The sequence below is a fragment of the Nanhaiella sioensis genome (assembly GCF_046557775.1).
GTDB classification, from domain to species: Bacteria; Bacillota; Bacilli; order Bacillales; family SM2101; genus Nanhaiella; species Nanhaiella sioensis.
In genome coordinates, this window is sequence record NZ_JBKAEG010000001.1 from 3,505,058 (window position 1) to 3,523,076 (window position 18,019).

14 protein-coding genes and 1 pseudogene are annotated in these 18,019 nt (G+C 35.7%); 13 read left to right on the forward strand and 2 right to left on the reverse strand.

Annotated elements, in window-relative coordinates; all coding sequences use genetic code 11:
* Positions 1 to 2: 2 nt before the first annotated feature.
* From recN to V1503_RS16280, 4 genes are all read left to right on the forward strand, one after another.
* Positions 3 to 1,727 carry a DNA repair protein RecN gene (gene recN / locus V1503_RS16265; protein WP_410628227.1) on the forward strand — a complete coding sequence of 575 codons (1,725 nt, stop codon included), beginning with the start codon at positions 3 to 5 and terminating at the stop codon, positions 1,725 to 1,727.
* A gap of 130 nt (positions 1,728 to 1,857) precedes the next feature.
* Positions 1,858 to 3,144, forward strand: a complete 1,287-nt coding sequence (gene spoIVB, locus V1503_RS16270; protein ID WP_410629456.1) for a SpoIVB peptidase — start codon at positions 1,858 to 1,860, stop codon at positions 3,142 to 3,144.
* A 210-nt stretch (positions 3,145 to 3,354) separates the two neighbouring features.
* Positions 3,355 to 4,176, forward strand: coding sequence for a sporulation transcription factor Spo0A (gene spo0A / locus V1503_RS16275; protein WP_320257150.1), 822 nt, complete (start codon positions 3,355 to 3,357; stop codon positions 4,174 to 4,176).
* Between the two features lie 742 nt (positions 4,177 to 4,918).
* Positions 4,919 to 6,493, forward strand: a complete 1,575-nt coding sequence (locus V1503_RS16280) for a flagellar assembly protein A (protein WP_410628230.1) — start codon at positions 4,919 to 4,921, stop codon at positions 6,491 to 6,493.
* Positions 6,494 to 6,651: 158 nt separating this feature from the next.
* Here the strand turns inward: V1503_RS16280 and V1503_RS16285 are convergent, their stop codons facing one another.
* Both V1503_RS16285 and V1503_RS16290 read right to left on the reverse strand, forming a co-directional pair.
* On the reverse strand, positions 6,652 to 6,801 hold the full coding sequence (locus tag V1503_RS16285; RefSeq protein ID WP_410628232.1) for a YycC family protein: 150 nt from the start codon (positions 6,799 to 6,801) through the stop codon (positions 6,652 to 6,654).
* Between the two features lie 72 nt (positions 6,802 to 6,873).
* Complete coding sequence (locus V1503_RS16290; RefSeq protein WP_214480201.1) at positions 6,874 to 7,122, reverse strand: DUF2627 domain-containing protein; 249 nt, start codon at positions 7,120 to 7,122, stop codon at positions 6,874 to 6,876.
* 283 nt (positions 7,123 to 7,405) lie between these two features.
* Between V1503_RS16290 and V1503_RS16295 the strand changes: the two genes are divergently transcribed.
* From V1503_RS16295 to V1503_RS25200, 9 genes and pseudogenes are all read left to right on the forward strand, one after another.
* Positions 7,406 to 9,478, forward strand: coding sequence for a sigma 54-interacting transcriptional regulator (locus V1503_RS16295; protein WP_410628234.1), 2,073 nt, complete (start codon positions 7,406 to 7,408; stop codon positions 9,476 to 9,478).
* Positions 9,479 to 9,654: 176 nt separating this feature from the next.
* Positions 9,655 to 10,557 carry a phosphate butyryltransferase gene (gene yqiS / locus V1503_RS16300; protein WP_410628236.1) on the forward strand — a complete coding sequence of 301 codons (903 nt, stop codon included), beginning with the start codon at positions 9,655 to 9,657 and terminating at the stop codon, positions 10,555 to 10,557.
* A gap of 29 nt (positions 10,558 to 10,586) precedes the next feature.
* On the forward strand, positions 10,587 to 11,687 hold the full coding sequence (gene bcd, locus V1503_RS16305; RefSeq protein ID WP_410628238.1) for a branched-chain amino acid dehydrogenase: 1,101 nt from the start codon (positions 10,587 to 10,589) through the stop codon (positions 11,685 to 11,687).
* A gap of 179 nt (positions 11,688 to 11,866) precedes the next feature.
* Positions 11,867 to 12,952, forward strand: a complete 1,086-nt coding sequence (gene buk, locus V1503_RS16310; RefSeq protein ID WP_214480197.1) for a butyrate kinase — start codon at positions 11,867 to 11,869, stop codon at positions 12,950 to 12,952.
* A 37-nt stretch (positions 12,953 to 12,989) separates the two neighbouring features.
* Positions 12,990 to 14,411: a dihydrolipoyl dehydrogenase gene (lpdA, locus tag V1503_RS16315; protein ID WP_410628241.1), complete on the forward strand. Its 1,422-nt coding sequence runs from the start codon at positions 12,990 to 12,992 to the stop codon at positions 14,409 to 14,411.
* Positions 14,412 to 14,605: 194 nt separating this feature from the next.
* The gene (locus V1503_RS16320) at positions 14,606 to 15,598 is read left to right on the forward strand and encodes a thiamine pyrophosphate-dependent dehydrogenase E1 component subunit alpha (protein WP_214480195.1); all 993 of its coding nucleotides are present in this window, start codon (positions 14,606 to 14,608) and stop codon (positions 15,596 to 15,598) included.
* A gap of 17 nt (positions 15,599 to 15,615) precedes the next feature.
* Positions 15,616 to 16,599, forward strand: a complete 984-nt coding sequence (locus tag V1503_RS16325; protein ID WP_410628244.1) for an alpha-ketoacid dehydrogenase subunit beta — start codon at positions 15,616 to 15,618, stop codon at positions 16,597 to 16,599.
* A gap of 19 nt (positions 16,600 to 16,618) precedes the next feature.
* Positions 16,619 to 17,081, forward strand: a pseudogene (locus V1503_RS25195) (biotin/lipoyl-containing protein); the annotation flags it as partial.
* A complete protein-coding gene (locus tag V1503_RS25200) occupies positions 17,081 to 17,914 on the forward strand; it encodes a dihydrolipoamide acetyltransferase family protein (RefSeq protein WP_496113377.1) in 834 nt (277 codons plus the stop codon). The pseudogene V1503_RS25195 and the gene V1503_RS25200, both read left to right, overlap by 1 nt.
* The last annotated feature ends 105 nt before the right edge of the window (positions 17,915 to 18,019 follow it).

Here is an 18,019-nt window from a genome sequence, read left to right on the forward strand (position 1 = left end):
GTATGCTAGCAGAATTAACAATAAAAAACTTTGCAATTATTGACTCCCTTTCGATTTCATTCGATAAGGGACTAACTGTGTTAACGGGAGAAACTGGTGCAGGTAAATCAATTATTATTGATGCCATCCATTTGCTCGCTGGAGGAAGGGGCTCTTCAGATTTAGTGCGTTATGGAGAAAAGAGAGCGGAAATTGAAGGGCTCTTTTTACTCGATGATGATGCTCATTCGTGCTACAATAAAGCAGCAGAATTAGGTATTGAAATAAGTGATGGAATGGTCGTCCTACATCGTGATATGTATACAACAGGTAAAAGCGTTTGTCGAGTGAATGGAAAGCTAGTAACAATTGCTACTTTAAGAGAAATTGGTGCTACGTTGGTAGATATACATGGTCAGCATGAACATCAGGAGCTGATGATTGCTGACAATCATTTATATTTGCTCGACCAATATGGCGGCAAGAACATAAAGTCAGCTCTTAGTGAATATGATGTTCTTTATAAAAAATATGTTAAATTAACGAATAAACTCCAAAAACTAAATGACAATGAACAGGAAATGGCACATCGGTTAGATTTAATTCAGTTTCAATCGAAGGAGATTCAAGAAGCGAATCTGATTCCAAATGAAGATGATGAATTGTTTGATGAAAAAACGAAAATTGCTAACTTTGAAAAAATATATGAAGCATTACATAATACTTATCAGTCTCTTTTAGGAGAGCAAAGAGGGTTAGATTGGCTTGGGCTTGCGATGAATCATCTAGATGGTGTCTCCACCTATGATGCAAATTTAAAAGAAGCCTTTGAGACAGTTTCCAATAGTTATTATTTGGTGGAGGAAATTTCATATAAAATACGTAATCAATTAGATGAGCTCGAGTATGACCCAGATCGGCTGAATTTTATAGAAGGACGTTTGAATGAATTAAATCATTTGAAAAGAAAATACGGAAGAACAGTTCAAGATATACTTGAATACGCAGCAACAATCGAGGAAGAAATTGATACGATTCAAAATCGTGATAGTCATGTTCTTCAACTGAAAAAAGAACTAGAAGGTATATCAGCTGATTTGTTATTAGAGGCTAAAAATCTTTCCAGTCTTAGGAAGCACTATGCTGAGCTGTTGATTAAAGATATTAAAAGAGAACTTAAACATTTATATATGGATAAAACGACCTTTGACGTTGCATTGTCAAAAAAAGAGGGGATTCATGAAACATCTTTCTCTAATGAAACTCCTGTGAAATATAAAAAAAATGGCATTGATGAAGTTGAGTTTTTTATCTCAACTAATCCTGGTGAACCATTAAAGCCACTTTCAAAAGTTGCTTCAGGTGGAGAGTTATCTCGAGTTATGCTTGCGATAAAAAGTATCTTCTCAAAGCATCAGGGCGTTACATCTATTATTTTTGATGAAGTTGATACCGGAGTAAGTGGAAGAGTAGCTCAAGCAATTGCTGAAAAAATATATCATGTCTCTGTTGGATCACAAGTACTCTGTATTTCGCATTTACCTCAAGTAGCAGCAATGGCAGATACACATTTGTTTATTTCAAAAAATACTTCACAAGATCGAACGACAACAAAAGTTACTCATCTTAATAAAAATGAGAAAATAAAAGAAATTGGTCGGATGATTTCAGGTGTCGAAATCACTGATTTAACTAAGAAACATGCAAAGGAATTGCTTGATTTAGCAAAAAATTTAAAAAATGCATGAAAAGCTATCCAAAAACGGCTAGCTTTTTCTCTGTTATATAGTTATAAATGTTCGCTTAGTAGGCTAAATTAATGATGTAGCCATGTAATTAATTTGGTGTGGGTTAGGGCGAGGAGAGTGAAAGTGATTGATAACAGAGAAGATAAGAAAAATAGTTGGTGCTGTTCTCCTTGTTACATTGGTAAGTATACTTTTTTTTGGTCCATTTAAAGAATATGTTGGTTTGCCAAAAAATATTATTGTTTTTGAAGGTCAGCAGCTTAAACTACCTTCTACATTACCTGTAACAGTTAGTCAACAAAACGATAATGATGTATTTTCAGTTTCAAATGCTGAAACTGGTTTAGCCGTTATGGGTGAAGCTTCTGGAAATGGTGAAATGCTTTTAGAGATGGCAGGTATCCCAATTAAAAAAATCAATGTAAATGTTCTTAATGATTTAAAGGTGATACCAGGTGGACAGTCTATCGGAGTCAAGCTTAATTCAATCGGTGTTTTAGTAGTTGGGTTTCATCAAGTTGAAACAGAGGAAGGTAGCGTGTCTCCTGGAGAAAGTTCTGGTGTGAAAATTGGAGACTTAATTACTAAAATTAATGGTAAGGAAATAGAAAAAATGAGTGATGTTGCTCCTTTTGTTAAACAAGCTGGGAAAGAAGAAAAAGCGCTTGAACTAACAATTTCCCGTGATAATGATGTAGTAACTACTACTTTGCAACCAATCAAAGATATAAATGATCACGCCTATCGTATAGGTCTGTATATACGTGATTCAGCTGCAGGAATCGGCACAATGACATTTTATCATCCTGATTCTAAAAAATACGGAGCTCTGGGTCATGTGATTTCAGACATAGATACAAAAAAACCAATTAGAGTTCAAGATGGACACATTGTTCGGTCGACTGTTACATCCATTCAAAAAGGGAGTACAGGTACTCCAGGTGAGAAATTAGCAAGGTTTTCAAAGGATAAAGAAGAGATTGGTACAATTAGTAAAAATAGCCCATTTGGAATTTTTGGTGAATTAACTAAAAAAATTAAAAATGGGATTAATGATCAAGCATTACCAATAGCATTATCACATGAAGTTAAGGAAGGTCCAGCAAAAATACTAACTGTGGTTGATAATGATAAAGTTGAGGAATTTGATGTTGAAATCATTAGCTCGGTTCCACAAAAATTTCCAGCAATAAAAGGTATGGTTATCAAAATTACAGATCCAAAGCTGTTGCGCAAAACAGGTGGTATAGTTCAAGGTATGAGCGGCAGTCCTATTATTCAAAATGGAAAGGTTATTGGTGCTGTAACTCACGTATTTGTTAATGATCCTACAAGCGGGTATGGCGTTCATATTGAATGGATGCTAAATGAAGCAGGGATTGACATTTACGAAAAAAAACAACAAAAAGCGAGCTAAAACAGCTCGTTTTTTACATAATGCTTTAACTGAAATACGTATTTCGACAAAAGTTTTTTGTTATTTGTCGAATAACGAAAAACATAGGATAATAAAGGTTTTGGGAGATAAGTATAGATTTCAGAGATTTTATATTATTTTTAAAAAATTAAAGGGATTTCATGTTATGTCGTCGAAATGTTCCATTACACTGAAGTCAGAAAATAATGAATCCTGATTTTATTTGGAGTTCGAGGAGGAAAGTGTGTGAAAAAAATTAAAGTTTGTATTATTGATGACAACAGAGAGTTAGTAAGCCTAATTGAACAATACATTGCTAATCAAGATGATATGGAAGTTGTAGGGGTAGCTTATAACGGGCATGACTGCTTGGATATTTTAAAAAATAATACCCCTGATGTATTGGTTTTGGACATTATTATGCCTCATTTAGATGGTTTAGCTGTCCTTGAAAAAATCCGTGAACAAAGAGAGAATCAACCAAATGTCATTATGCTAACAGCTTTTGGTCAAGAGGACGTTACTAAAAAAGCTGTGGAATTAGGGGCCTCATATTTTATTTTAAAACCTTTTGATATGGAAAATTTAATTAGTCATATTCGCCAAGTTAGTGGTAAAGGTCTTACACATGTTAAACAAACAACAACATTGTATCGCACACAAAATGAGTCTAAGCATAAAAATCTTGATGCAAGTATTACAAGCATTATCCATGAAATTGGTGTTCCTGCACATATTAAAGGATACTTATACCTTCGTGAAGCGATATCAATGGTGTATAACGATATTGAACTATTAGGGTCAATTACTAAAGTACTTTACCCTGATATTGCAAAAAAATATAACACTACAGCAAGTAGAGTAGAACGAGCAATTCGTCATGCAATAGAAGTTGCATGGAGTCGAGGCAATATTGAATCAATCTCGTCATTGTTCGGTTATACAGTCAGTATGTCAAAAGCTAAGCCTACCAATTCGGAATTCATTGCTATGGTTGCTGATAAGCTGCGTTTAGAGCATAAAGCTTCTTGAAAGGGTAAGGGTAATTAAACAAATTATAAGTGAAAAAATCCTATAAATAAGTTGTAATTAACAAGAAAAGTACTAATGCCAATATAAATGTATTTAAGTTCTCTTTTTTAAGAGGGCTTTTTTGTTGTATAAATACCATAAATATTTACAATTAAAAAGATTAAGCGTATTCTTTAGTTCTAGTACAGTGCAACATTCTGTTGTTTCATTACACTGTTTCGTTTAGTTGATAGAAATTTGAAGGTTAACGAAATCTGCATGAAGTATCTTTTTCAATTAATCAGCCTATTGGAGTAATTTTTGCATGGTTTCTGAGCTCATTCAATGTTGATAAATCGAAATAGATATTTTTTTGTTTAATTTTCTCCTTTTAAACTTCGAATTATATATACTTAAGTAGTAGTTCCAACTATATAAATTTGTATCATATCTGAAAAAAAAGCCTCGTTCTAATCTACCATAGTTTTAATATTTATAATTATTTAACAGTAAATAATACCTGAAAATTTTATCTGTTCATTAACCTTTATCTAAATAACAAATATTGCTTAGAAATAAAAAAAATTCTATTTCTAAATAATAGTATAAATGGATTATTGATAAGTAACTATTCAAGTATTAAGATTCAATTATAAGAGTTTATTGGTAAAATTTTATTTTTCCATATACATAAAATTAAGAACGGGTGTTACTAATAACTTGATTTATTACTAAATTATATAATGAAAGGTGTATCCTAGAAATGGAACTCTTAAAAAATAACTTTTTTATAATAACAGTTGATGATGATTCAAAAGTTTTTATTAATGTGTTTAAGGCTGGTTATACAATGACTGAGTTTAATAGTCTATTAACTAAGTATCCACGAATCAACATTTCGAAATTTTTACTGCTGAAACAAGCGATTAAAGAAGCTACATGTGAAACTGTGCAGATTGGTGAGTTGAAACCACTGGTTACTTGCAAGATTTCACAGGACAAAATGGTTGCAACAATTCACTTTCATTGTTCAAATGAAGAATTAAATGAAAATAAATTATTATATATTCCTAAAGCAATAGAACTTCTACATTCTAAAGGGGTAGCAGATGGTATTTCCCTAGACGTTCTACACCAACAATTAGAAGCCAAAAAAGATATTGTTGTTGCAAGAGGGGTTGAACCAGTTAATGGGGAAGATTCTATTGTTTCATATTATAAAATGTCTGAAAGAAAGCCAACAATTAGAGAAGATGGGAAAGCTGATTACTTTGATATGAATTTTATCGATGTAGTAGAAGCAGGAGAGTGGCTTGGAGAAAAAATTCCACCAACAACGGGGAAAGCTGGACGAACAGTTTTAGGAAGTCTATTATTTCCGAAAAAAGGAAAAGATAAAGTTTTATATTATGATAAAAAAACGGTTAAAAAGGAAGAGTTAGAAAACGGGAAAGTTGTATTAAGAGCTGTTATTGATGGTGTGGTACAAATAGAAAACGGGAAGTTATCTATAGGCGACCATTTAGTCATTAATGGTGATGTTGGTGTCGAGACTGGAAATATAAATTTTGATGGAAGTGTTACGATAAAAGGTATTGTACAAGATGGATATTCGGTAATTGCAACGAAGGATATTTCTATTATGAGTGAAATCGGCATAAGTAGGGTTAAATTAATTCAATCTAAAACAGGTGATGTATTTATTAAAGGTGGTGTGTTTGGAAAAGGTGTTACGAACATTGTTTCAGGACAAGATATTTTTGTTAAATATGCAAATGAGTGTACGCTAACTTCAAAACGAAATATTAATGTCGGTTATTATGCAATTGGGTGTACTATAAAGGCAACTAATTTATATGCCCATGAATATAAGGGGAAAATTATTGGAGGGGAAGTAGAAGCGAGAGCAAGTGTTACAGCGGGTTTTATAGGAAATGAAATGGAAAAACCAACAGTTGTTATTGTTGAAGGTTTTGATCGTGATGAGATTAAAAAAGAGTTGGAAGAACTTCTTAGAAATTATAAAAAAGCAGTTCAAAAAACAGAATCAACAAAAATGCTTCTTGACAACTATAATCATAGAGATTTAGTAGAGGATGACCAAGAGTATGAGCGCTTGAGGCATAAGTTTGATGAACAAGTTACAGAAGTTTCAAACTTTGAACAATCTCGAAAAGGGTTAACCGAATTGTTAAATTTAAAAGGTGATGGGCAAGTATCGATCTTTCAAAAGGTTTATCCGGAAACGTTTATCCAAATTAAGAAACAAACAAAGAAATTGAAAAGTCCAAGTAAAGGAGTTTTCTATGTAGTGGATAAACAACTACATATTGATTGATACGACATAAAAAATAATAAACTAAGCAATTATGAGAAAAAGACGAGGCTGGGACAAAACCCAATTAAAATGAAGAAACCGCACGAAATCAAATTTATAAACCTTGATTTCGTGCGTTTTTTTTTTGCGTAATGTATAAAAACCAGTTAGTTTTCCACTTATGTCCCAGCCTCGTCTTTTTTCTTCTCTGCTTCAGCCATTTTTTGAACAAGAATATGCTTTGGCATATGCATAATTTGTTCTATTGGAATATTTAGCGTGCTTGCAAGTTTTTGAGCAGTTTCAAGAGATATTTGATGTGGATTCATTTAACATGCACCTCCAGATATTCATTGTTAATGAGAATTTGACCAAATCAACAGATCTAGCTGTTCATTCAGTTATTTTATCTTACTATTTTGCTGTAAGCGTGGTTGTACTTTATTTCGTTTACGGTCTCGGTGCAGTATAAAGCCGGCAACAAATACTAAACCAGCTATAAACATGATGAACCCTACGAGAAATTGAAGCCATAAAAAAGGAAAAGGTTTCTGTAATATATTGAAGAGCATATCCCTCATTAATTTAATTCCAAGGGCCGATAAAATTCCTGGTATTAATAATACTAATAATGCAATGATTCGTTTCATCGTATTAATCCTTTCAATGGAGTTTCTCTATTACAAGTTTTGTTGCTATTTCCTAAATTTGTACGACTAGAAATGGTCTAGTGAACGGTAGTCAAATATGAATTTAGTTCTTAGTATGGCAACTACAAGTAATGCAAAATAGTGCTCTAAAAAAAGAATAACTCTTCTAATTTATTTGTCAAGCAGTTAAAAAAACGGTATGATATGTTAGTGAAAGATATTGCATATATTTTGTTGAGAAGTATGTAATTTATTTCAAAGAGGCCGTAGAGGTGTGTTGTTCATGAAAAAAGCGTTGATTGTTGGGGCTGGAAAGGGTGGCTCGGCAATTCTAAAAATATTACAAGAAACAGAGATAATGGAAGTTGTAGCGGTTGTCGATATTAAGCCTACCGCGATTGGATTGAAGATGGCAAGAGATTTGAGTATTCGTACTGGTAGTAATTGGCGAGAGTTTTTAACAAGTGAGATTGATGTTGTTATAGAAGCAACAGGTAGTGAAAAGGTTTTTGAAGAAATTCGTGAAGTAAGAACTAAAAAAACAGTGTTAATCCCTGGAGCTGTTGCTTATTTAACTGCCCAGTTAATGGAGCAAAAAGAAGGGTTAATTACTAAATTAAAAAACGAATCAGATAAGCATGATTTAATTTTAAATTCCACTCATGATGGTATGATAGTGATCAATTTCGACACGAATATTGTTTTGTTTAACAGAAGTGCTGAACGAATTGTTGGCTTGAGTAAAGAAGATGTGATAGGGAAGCCGATTGAGGAAATCATACCTGCAAGTCAACTGACTAGAGTGATGAAAACGAGGCAAACTGAAATTAATCAGGAGCTTATATTAAGTAATGGTAAGAAAATTATTACGACAAGAATACCTATTATTAATGAAGCAGGTGTCCTATATGGGGCGGTTGCTGTATTTAAGGATATAACTGATGCAGTAAAACTAGCCGAAGAAATAACTAACCTGAAAGAGATTCAAACTATGCTAGGAGCAATTATTCAATCATCTGAAGAAGCAATATCAGTAGTGAATGAGAACGGTATTGGCTTACTAATTAACCGTGCCTATACAAAGATTACGGGGTTAACAGAAGATGAGGTGGTCGGAAAACCTGCTACTGCAGATATTTCAGAAGGTGAAAGTGTTCACATGAAAGTGCTGAATACGAGAAGACCTGTTAGAGGGGTTAGGATGAAGGTTGGCCCTAATAAAAGAGATGTCTTAGTAAATGTTGCACCTATTATTGTGGATGGGAAATTAAAAGGGAGCGTTGGTGTCATCCATGATGTTTCTGAAATTCAGCAATTAACTACTGAATTGAATAGAGCAAGGCAAATTATTCGTACGTTAGAAGCAAAGTATTCATTTGATGATATCATTGGTCAATCTGAAGAGATGGAATTTGCTATCCAACAAGCGAAACTTGGAGCAATCACACCTGCTACAGTGCTATTACGCGGTGAGTCAGGAACTGGTAAAGAACTATTTGCACATGCGATTCATAACGCAAGTAATCGAAAGTTTAATAAATTTATACGTGTCAATTGTGCGGCTTTATCTGAAACACTCCTAGAGAGTGAATTGTTTGGTTATGTAGAAGGAGCTTTTTCAGGAGCGAAACGTGGTGGGAAAAGAGGTCTGTTTGAAGAAGCGAATAATGGTAGTATTTTTTTAGATGAGATAGGTGAGCTATCGCCTAATACACAGGCAAAGTTATTAAGGGTGCTACAGGAAAATGAAATTATTAGAGTTGGAGGAACGCAGCCCATTCCAATTAACGTAAGAATAATAGCTGCAACAAATGTGAATCTTGAAATGGCTATAGCTGATGGGTCTTTTCGGGAAGATTTATTTTATCGCTTAAATAAGTTACCTATACAAATTCCTCCTTTACGAAATAGGAAACAAGACTTACCAGCATTATGCGAACACCTTCTTCGTAAAATAAACCAAGAATATGGAAGAAATGTAGAAGGTTTAGGCTTGGAAGTACTTGATTACTTTCATACATACAATTGGCCGGGAAATGTTAGAGAATTAGAGAATATTATTGGACGAGCAATGATCTTTATGAAATTTAATGAAGTTCATATAGGACTTAAACATGTTCCTACTCTTGAACCTGAAATAGCCAACAAAGCTGACGCATCTCTTATCACTATACCTACGCAAAATGATCAAACGTTATCAGAAATGTTAGAGAATTATGAAGGGGCTATTATTGAACAAGTTTTAACGAACAACAACGGGAATAAAACTGCCACAGCAAAATCTCTGGGTGTTTCATTACGGAATTTATATTATAAAATTGAAAAATATAATATTGCAATAAAAAGCATGCAATAAATTTCAAGTTTTGAATTTTTTTGCGCAGTGCATGTTGTGAAACATAACTTAAATACACTATTACTTATCATTCTTTTTTATGGCATGCTTCTTGCAAATATAAACATCTGAGAACAATATACTCAGAAAGTAGGATTAGCTCAAGTAATTCTTACGAAAGGGTTGAAGTAGATTACATGAAATTGGACCTATTAATTGAGCAAGCAACAACGTCTCCCAAAAAAACTGTAGCTGTTGCAGTTGCTGAGGACAAAGAAATCATTGAAGCAGTAGTGGGAGCACTTCGAAAAAACTTAGCTAATTTTCGACTATTTGGTGATGAAGTGAAGGTGAAACAATTGCTTCAGGAGTTAGCTCCTGACGATGTCAACAGTGAAGCAATTTCGCTTATTGCTGCAGATTCACATGAGCACGCAGCTGAGCTAGCCGTTAAATCCGTTTCTTCAGGTGAAGCGGATGTATTAATGAAAGGAAATCTTTCAACTTCGTTAATTTTATCTGCTGTGCTTCACAAAGAGTGGGGGCTTAGAACAGGTAAGGTATTATCTCATAATGCAGTGTTTGAGGTTGAGGGTTTTGATCGACTTATATTCATAACTGATGCAGCTATGAATATTGCACCAAACCTTGACCAAAAGGCACAAATAATAGGAAATGCAGTTCAGCTTGCCCGATCGATTGGCATTAATCAGCCCAAGGTAGCTCCTATATGTGCTGTAGAGGTAGTTAATCCAGTGATGCAAGCTACACTTGACGCAGCAGCCTTAACGCAAATGAATAAAAGAGGTCAAATTAAAGATTGTATTGTTGATGGTCCATTGGCACTTGATAATGCTATTTCAGTTCATGCTACTAAACAAAAAGGTATTGTAAGTGAAGTAGCTGGAATGTCAGATATATTACTTGTTCCTAATATTGAAACGGGAAATGCCCTTTATAAAGCTCTTATTTACTTTGCTAAAGCAAAAGTGGGGGCTATTATATCTGGTGCCAAAGCTCCAATTGTTTTAACTTCAAGAGCAGATTCATCAGAGAGCAAGCTTTACTCACTAGCTTTGGCTATTCGTTCTGTTCATTAAATAATTTAGAATTTTAGGAGGATTTTAATATGCAGATTTTTTCTTATATGGAAGAGTATGATTATGAGCAATTAGTGTTTTGTCAAGATAAACAATCAGGATTAAAGGCTATAATTGCAATTCATGATACAACTTTAGGACCTGCTCTTGGTGGGACTCGAATGTGGACATATGCCTCTGAGGAATTAGCAATTGAAGATGCATTACGTTTAGCCAAAGGAATGACATATAAAAACGCTGCAGCAGGCTTAAATTTAGGTGGTGGTAAGACAGTTATTATTGGTGATCCACGCACTGACAAAAATGAAGAAATGTTTAGAGCATTTGGCCGCTATATTCAAGGACTAAATGGTCGCTATATTACTGCAGAGGATGTCGGTACTACAGTAGCTGACATGGATTTGATACATGAAGAAACAGATTTTGTAACAGGTATTTCACCAGCATTTGGTTCATCAGGTAATCCTTCACCTGTGACTGCTTACGGCGTGTATCGCGGAATGAAAGCAGCTGCAAAGGAAGCATTTGGAACAGATTCATTAGAAGGAAAAGTCATCGCTGTTCAAGGTGTTGGTAATGTAGCTTTTAACTTGTGTAAACACCTTCATGAAGAAGGAGCACAATTAATCGTTACTGACATTAACAAAGAGGCAGTACAAGCAGCAGTTGAACAATTTGGTGCACAGGCTGTAGACCCTGATGATATCTACAGTGTAGACTGCGATATTTATGCACCGTGTGCTCTTGGTGCAACGATTAACGATGATACTATTCCTAAGCTGAAAGCAAAAGTAATTGCAGGAGCAGCGAATAATCAATTAAGAGAGCCACGTCATGGAGATACTATTCATGACTTAGGAATTGTATATGCACCTGATTACGTGATTAATGCTGGCGGAGTAATGAACGTGGCAGATGAATTAAATGGTTATAACCGTGACCGCGCTATGAAAAAAGTAGAAACGATTTATAATAATATAGAAAAAGTCATTGAAATAGCAAATCGTGATCGTATTCCAACTTATGTAGCTGCTGATCGTTTAGCTGAAGAGCGCATTGAACGTATGAGAAATTCACGTAGCCAGTTCTTACGAAATGAAAATCACATTCTAAGTAGACGAAATCGCTAAAATAGGAAGCTTGTGATGAGGGTAAACGTGGATAAATTTTAGCAATTGTCAATAGAGTTATCATTGCTAAAGATTAATTGGAAAATTAGGTGGCAAAATGACGCCACCTGAGTACTCCATACATATGCTGTGGAGCTATCACGAAGCCCCAATGACATCACAAAATGGAGGTATTGATTTTGCAAGAGAGAGAATATCGTATTCTTGTTATCAACCCAGGGTCAACATCGACGAAAATAGGAGTCTTTGATAATGAACTCTCGATATTTGAGAAAACGATTCGGCATGATAGTAAGATCATTAACTCGTATGAAGCAATTATTGACCAATACGAATTTCGAAAAAACACAATCCTAGAAACATTGCATCATGAGGGCATTAATATTTCTAAATTAGATGCTGTTTGTGGACGTGGTGGGTTATTACGTCCTATTGAAGGTGGTACCTATCGCGTAAATGAAGCAATGCTTGCTGATTTACGTATTGGTTACGCTGGCCAACATGCTTCAAACCTTGGTGGCATCATAGCACATGAAATTGCTGGAGGATTAAATATACCTGCCTTTATCGTTGACCCAGTTGTAGTTGATGAAATGGATTCAATTGCAAAGATTTCTGGATTCCCACTTATAGAACGAAAAAGTATCTTTCATGCGCTGAACCAAAAGGCCGTTGCAAGAAGAGTTGCAAAAGATTTAGGTAAGAGATATGAGGAATGTAATTTAATTGTCACCCATATGGGTGGTGGTATTACGGTTGGTGCCCACAAACAAGGTCGTGTTGTAGATGTAAACAATGGGTTACATGGAGACGGACCATTTAGCCCAGAACGCGCTGGGACTGTACCTGCTGGTGACTTAGTTACGCTTTGCTATTCTGGTGATTATTACCGTGATGAAGTGATGAAAAAGCTAGTAGGTAACGGAGGTCTAGTAGGTTATCTAGGAACAAATGATGCAGTAGCGGTTGAAAAAATGATAACCAAGGGAGATGAAAATGCCCAACTTGTGTATGAAGCGATGGCTTATCAAATTGCGAAGGAAATTGGTGCTGCAAGTGCAGTTCTGTCAGGTAAAATCGATGCAATTATTTTAACTGGGGGATTAGCTTACGGCAAAGAGTTTGTTAAGCACATATCTACACGCGTTAACTGGATTGCTGATGTAATCGTTCTTCCTGGGGAAAATGAATTACAAGCGTTAACTGAAGGTGCGTTACGTGTTTTGCGTAATGATGAAGATGAAAAAATATATCCTGCTAACTAACATATAAGATCGTGTAATGAGGAAGGGGATAGTAACAATGTCAAAAGAATATGATCTCGTGATACTCGGCGGTGGTACAGGTGGTTATGTAACAGCGATCCGTGCATCACAATTAGGTTTGAAAACAGCTGTGGTTGAAAAGGGTAAATTAGGTGGTACATGCTTGCACTCAGGGTGTATCCCTAGTAAAGCACTGCTTAGAAGCGCTGAAGTCTATTCAACAACGAAAAAAAGTGAAGAATTTGGAGTTCTAACAACAGATGTTTCCTTAGATTTTTCAAAGGTTCAAGGTAGAAAAGATCAGATCATTTCCCAATTGTATAAGAGTGTTCAATATTTAATGAAAAAAGGTAAGATTGATGTTTATGAGGGAATTGGAAGGATTTTAGGTCCATCAATTTTTTCTCCGATGCCTGGAACAATTTCAGTTGAAATGAATAACGGTGACGAAAATGAAATGATCATTCCGAAAAATGTCATTATCGCAACAGGGTCACGTCCAAGGTCATTACCTGGGTTAGAAATTGACGGCGAATTTGTGATGACTTCTGATGAAGCTCTTGAAATGAAGGAACTACCATCATCAATGATCATTGTCGGTGGAGGAGTTATTGGAATAGAGTGGGCTTCTATGTTAGCAGATTTCGGTGTCGAAATTACTGTTCTTGAATATGCAGATCACATTCTACCAACTGAGGATATTGAAATCTCCAAAGAGATGCGACGCCTCATGAAGAAAAAAGGAATTAACATTGTTACTGGCGCAAAAGTACTTCCCGAAACGTTATCAAAAAGTCAAGAAGTGACGATTAAGGCAGAACATAAAGGGGAAGAAAAAACTTTCCAAGCAGAAAAAATACTCGTGTCTGTAGGTCGTCAAGCAAACGTTGAAGGAATTGGTATTGAAAATACTGATATTGTAATTGATAAAGGGTTCGTACAAACAAATGAATTTTATCAGACGAAAGAATCTCATATATATGCGATTGGAGATTGCATAGGAGGCCTTCAACTTGCACATGTTGCGTCACACGAAGGAATTGTTGCTGTAGAGCATATTAAGGGAGAAAATCCTCCTCCAATTGATTATTCACTAATATCAAAATGTGTATACAGTAATCCAGAGGTTGCAAGTGTTGGTTATACTGAACATGAGGCAAAAGAGCAAGGGTTTACTGTAAAAACAGGTAAATTCTCATTCAAGGCGATAGGAAAAGCGCTTGTGTTTGGTGAATCAGATGGATTCGTTAAAATTGTTGCTGACACAGAAACAGATGATATATTAGGCGTACATATGATTGGCCCACACGTAACTGATATGATATCAGAAGCTGGGTTAGCACGTGTATTAGATGCTACTCCATGGGAGGTAGCACATACTATTCACCCACATCCTACTTTGTCAGAAGCTATTGGTGAAGCTGCGCTAGCTGTAGATGGTAAACCAATTCATGGCTAATAGATAATATAAAAAATGGCTCTTACCGTAAACATTGTTGCTATTGCTACTAAAGTATGGACAGTACGATGAATTTTATGAGAACTCAATAATTTTATAAGTAGAAAAGATGCCACTAATAAATGCTTGCATTTAAGAACGAAAAGCAACAATCAATGCGAAAACAGCCTAAATAATAAAGGAGGTATATATGTATGACTGAAAATCGTCATCAAGAGCTAGGTTTAAATGATGAAAGAGTACTTGAAATGTATGAAACGATGTTACTTGCACGAAAAATTGATGAACGTATGTGGTTATTAAATAGAGCTGGTAAAATACCGTTCGTAATATCTTGTCAAGGGCAAGAAGCAGCACAGGTAGGTGCCGCCTTTGCGTTAGATCGCAATAAAGATTATGTCCTACCGTATTATCGAGATATGGGAGTCGTATTAACGTTTGGTATGACTGCAAAAGATTTAATGTTATCAGGATTTGCAAAAGCAGAAGACCCAAATTCAGGTGGACGTCAAATGCCAGGACATTTCGGCCAGAAGAGCAATAATATCGTAACAGGGTCATCGCCAGTTACAACTCAAGTTCCACATGCTGTTGGAGTAGCTCTAGCTGGCAAAATGGAAGGAAAAGACCTTGTGACATTTGTTACGTTTGGTGAAGGATCTTCAAATCAAGGAGATTTCCATGAAGGTGCGAATTTTGCAGGTGTTCACAAGCTCCCTGTTATTTTTATGTGTGAAAACAATAAATATGCTATTTCAGTTCCAATTGAGAAACAATTAGCATGTGAGAAAGTTTCTGACAGAGCCATTGGATATGGAATGCCTGGTTATACAGTAAATGGTAATGATCCGTTAGAAGTGTACAAGGCTGTAAAAGAGGCTGCTGAGCGAGCACGTAACGGTGAAGGTCCTACATTAGTTGAAACAATCTCTTATCGCTTAACACCACATTCTAGTGACGATGATGACCGTAGTTATCGAGAAAGTAATGAGGTAACTGAAGCGAAGAAAAATGATCCTATCATCACTTTTGCTTCCTATTTAAGAAATATTGGCTTATTAAGTGAAGAATTAGAAAAAGAAATTGATAATCGAGTGATGAGTCAGGTTAATGAAGCAACAGAATATGCGGAAAATGCTACTTATGCTGAAGCAGAAGAAGCAATGAAGTATGTTTATGCAGAGTGAAAGAGGGGGGAAATTAAATGCCTGTAATTTCATATATTGACGCTGTTACAATGGCAATACGTGAAGAGATGGAAAACGATTCAAAAGTATTTGTACTTGGAGAAGATGTAGGAAAAAAAGGTGGCGTGTTTAAAGCTACGGTTGGCTTACATGAACAATTTGGGGAAGAGCGAGTCATAGATACACCTCTTGCTGAATCTGCGATTGCTGGGGTAGGTATTGGTGCTGCCATGTATGGTATGAGACCGATCGCAGAAATGCAGTTTGCTGATTTTATCATGCCAGCTGTAAACCAAATTATATCAGAAGCAGCTAAGATTAGATATCGTTCCAACAATGACTGGTCGTGTCCACTAACGATTCGTGCTCCATACGGAGGAGGAGTACACGGTGCGTTATATCATTCCCAGTCTGTAGAAGCTGTTTTTGCAAATCAGCCTGGTTTAAAAATTGTCATGCCTTCAACACCATATGATGTGAAGGGGTTATTAAAGGCAGCTATTCGTGATAATGATCCGGTCTTGTTTTTCGAGCATAAGCGCGCGTATCGTTTAATTAAAGGTGAAGTACCAGAAGATGACTATGTGTTGCCAATTGGCAAAGCTGACGTTAAGCGTGAAGGTGAAGATATTACTGTTATTACATACGGTTTATGTGTTCATTTTGCACTCCAAGCGGCTGAAAAACTTGCTCAAGATGGAATCTCTGCACATGTTCTTGATCTTCGTACAGTGTATCCATTAGATAAAGAGGCAATTATAGAAGCAGCTACAAAAACTGGAAAAGTACTACTTGTAACAGAAGATAATAAAGAAGGAAGTATTATAAGCGAAGTTTCAGCTATTATATCTGAACATTGCTTATTTGATTTAGACGCTCCAATAAAACGTCTAGCTGGCCCCGATATACCTGCTATGCCATATGCACCAACTATGGAAAAATTCTTTATGGTGAATCCTGACAAAGTGGAGAAGGCCATGAGAGAGCTTGCAGAATTTTAGATGAAGGAGGGTTTATCCATTGGCACTTGAAAAAATTACAATGCCGCAGCTTGGTGAAAGTGTAACAGAGGGTACGATCAGTACCTGGCTCGTTTCTGTTGGTGATAAAGTAAATAAATATGATCCACTTGCTGAGGTAAATACAGATAAAGTAAACGCTGAAGTACCATCATCATTTACTGGTGTGATAAAAGAATTAGTTGCTGAAGAAGGTGAAACGATTCCTGTTGATGGTCTCATATGTACAATAGAGGTAGAAGGTGAACAACCTGCTCAAGAGGCAAAGGAACAGGATACACCTACGGCTAATGAACAACCTAAAGTGGAAGAGGTACGTGAAAATAAAGTACGCTATTCACCGGCTGTTTTAAGATTAGCTCAAGAACATAATATAGACCTTGAACTTGTTACAGGTACAGGCAAAGGTGGCCGTATAACGAGAAAAGACTTGAAGAAGTTAATAAGCTCTGGTGATATTCCAGTGGCAGGTGCAAATAAAAAGAAGGAAACGGTTATTGTTGAAACAGTTGAAGAATCAAAGGTGCAAAATACTGTTACAGAAAGAGTGCAACACAAAGAAACAAGCCAAGCTCCTAACATTCCTGTCCAAACTGGTGATATTGAAATCCCTGTATCAGGCGTTCGAAAAGCGATTGCAACAAATATGTTACGTAGTAAGCATGAAGCTCCACATGCGTGGATGATGGTTGAAGTTGATGTAACAAATCTAGTTGAGTATCGAAATGAAATTAAGAACGAATTTAAACAAAAAGAAGGATTTAGTCTAACTTTCTTTGCATTCTTCGTCAAAGCTGTTGCTCAAGCTCTGAAAGAGTTCCCACAAATTAATTCAATGTGGGCAGGTGACAAAATTATTCAAAAGAAAGATATAAATATTTCAATCGCCGTAGCTACAGATGATGCATTGTTTGTACCTGTAATTAAGCACGCTGATGAGAAAACGATCAAAGGAATTGCACGTGAAATAACGGAACTGGCTACAAAGGTTCGCTCAGGTAAGCTATCGGCTGATGAGATGCAAGGTGGAACTTTTACTGTAAATAATACAGGGTCATTCGGGTCAGTACAATCAATGGGAATTATTAATTATCCACAAGCAGGAATCGTCCAGGTCGAATCAATTGTGAAACGACCAGTTGTTATGAATAATGGGATGATAGCTGTTCGGGATATGGTGAATCTATGTATGTCTTTAGACCATCGTGTTCTTGATGGACTTGTATGTGGACGCTTCCTTGCACGTGTGAAGGATATTCTAGAAAAGACATCAAAAGATAATACATCTATATATTAGTAACGAAAAACACTGCTGCAAATTCGTAGCAGTGTTTTTTGAAGTATTGCTTTTTCAATTCTCTTTTATAAAGTCAAAATGTACTAAACGTATATGGAATTAAAG

Excerpts from the sequence above, each read along its gene's own strand:
- yqiS (WP_410628236.1), top strand. The coding sequence starts at position 9,655 with ATGAAATTGGACCTATTAATTGAGCAAGCAACAACGTCTCCCAAAAAA.
- V1503_RS16320 (WP_214480195.1), top strand. The coding sequence starts at position 14,606 with ATGACTGAAAATCGTCATCAAGAGCTAGGTTTAAATGATGAAAGAGTA.
- V1503_RS16290 (WP_214480201.1), bottom strand. The coding sequence starts at position 7,122 with ATGAAACGAATCATTGCATTATTAGTATTATTAATACCAGGAATTTTA.
- lpdA (WP_410628241.1), top strand. The coding sequence starts at position 12,990 with ATGTCAAAAGAATATGATCTCGTGATACTCGGCGGTGGTACAGGTGGT.
- recN (WP_410628227.1), top strand. The coding sequence starts at position 3 with ATGCTAGCAGAATTAACAATAAAAAACTTTGCAATTATTGACTCCCTT.
- V1503_RS16285 (WP_410628232.1), bottom strand. The coding sequence starts at position 6,801 with ATGAATCCACATCAAATATCTCTTGAAACTGCTCAAAAACTTGCAAGC.
- V1503_RS16295 (WP_410628234.1), top strand. The coding sequence starts at position 7,406 with ATGAAAAAAGCGTTGATTGTTGGGGCTGGAAAGGGTGGCTCGGCAATT.
- V1503_RS16280 (WP_410628230.1), top strand. The coding sequence starts at position 4,919 with ATGGAACTCTTAAAAAATAACTTTTTTATAATAACAGTTGATGATGAT.
- bcd (WP_410628238.1), top strand. The coding sequence starts at position 10,587 with ATGCAGATTTTTTCTTATATGGAAGAGTATGATTATGAGCAATTAGTG.
- V1503_RS16325 (WP_410628244.1), top strand. The coding sequence starts at position 15,616 with ATGCCTGTAATTTCATATATTGACGCTGTTACAATGGCAATACGTGAA.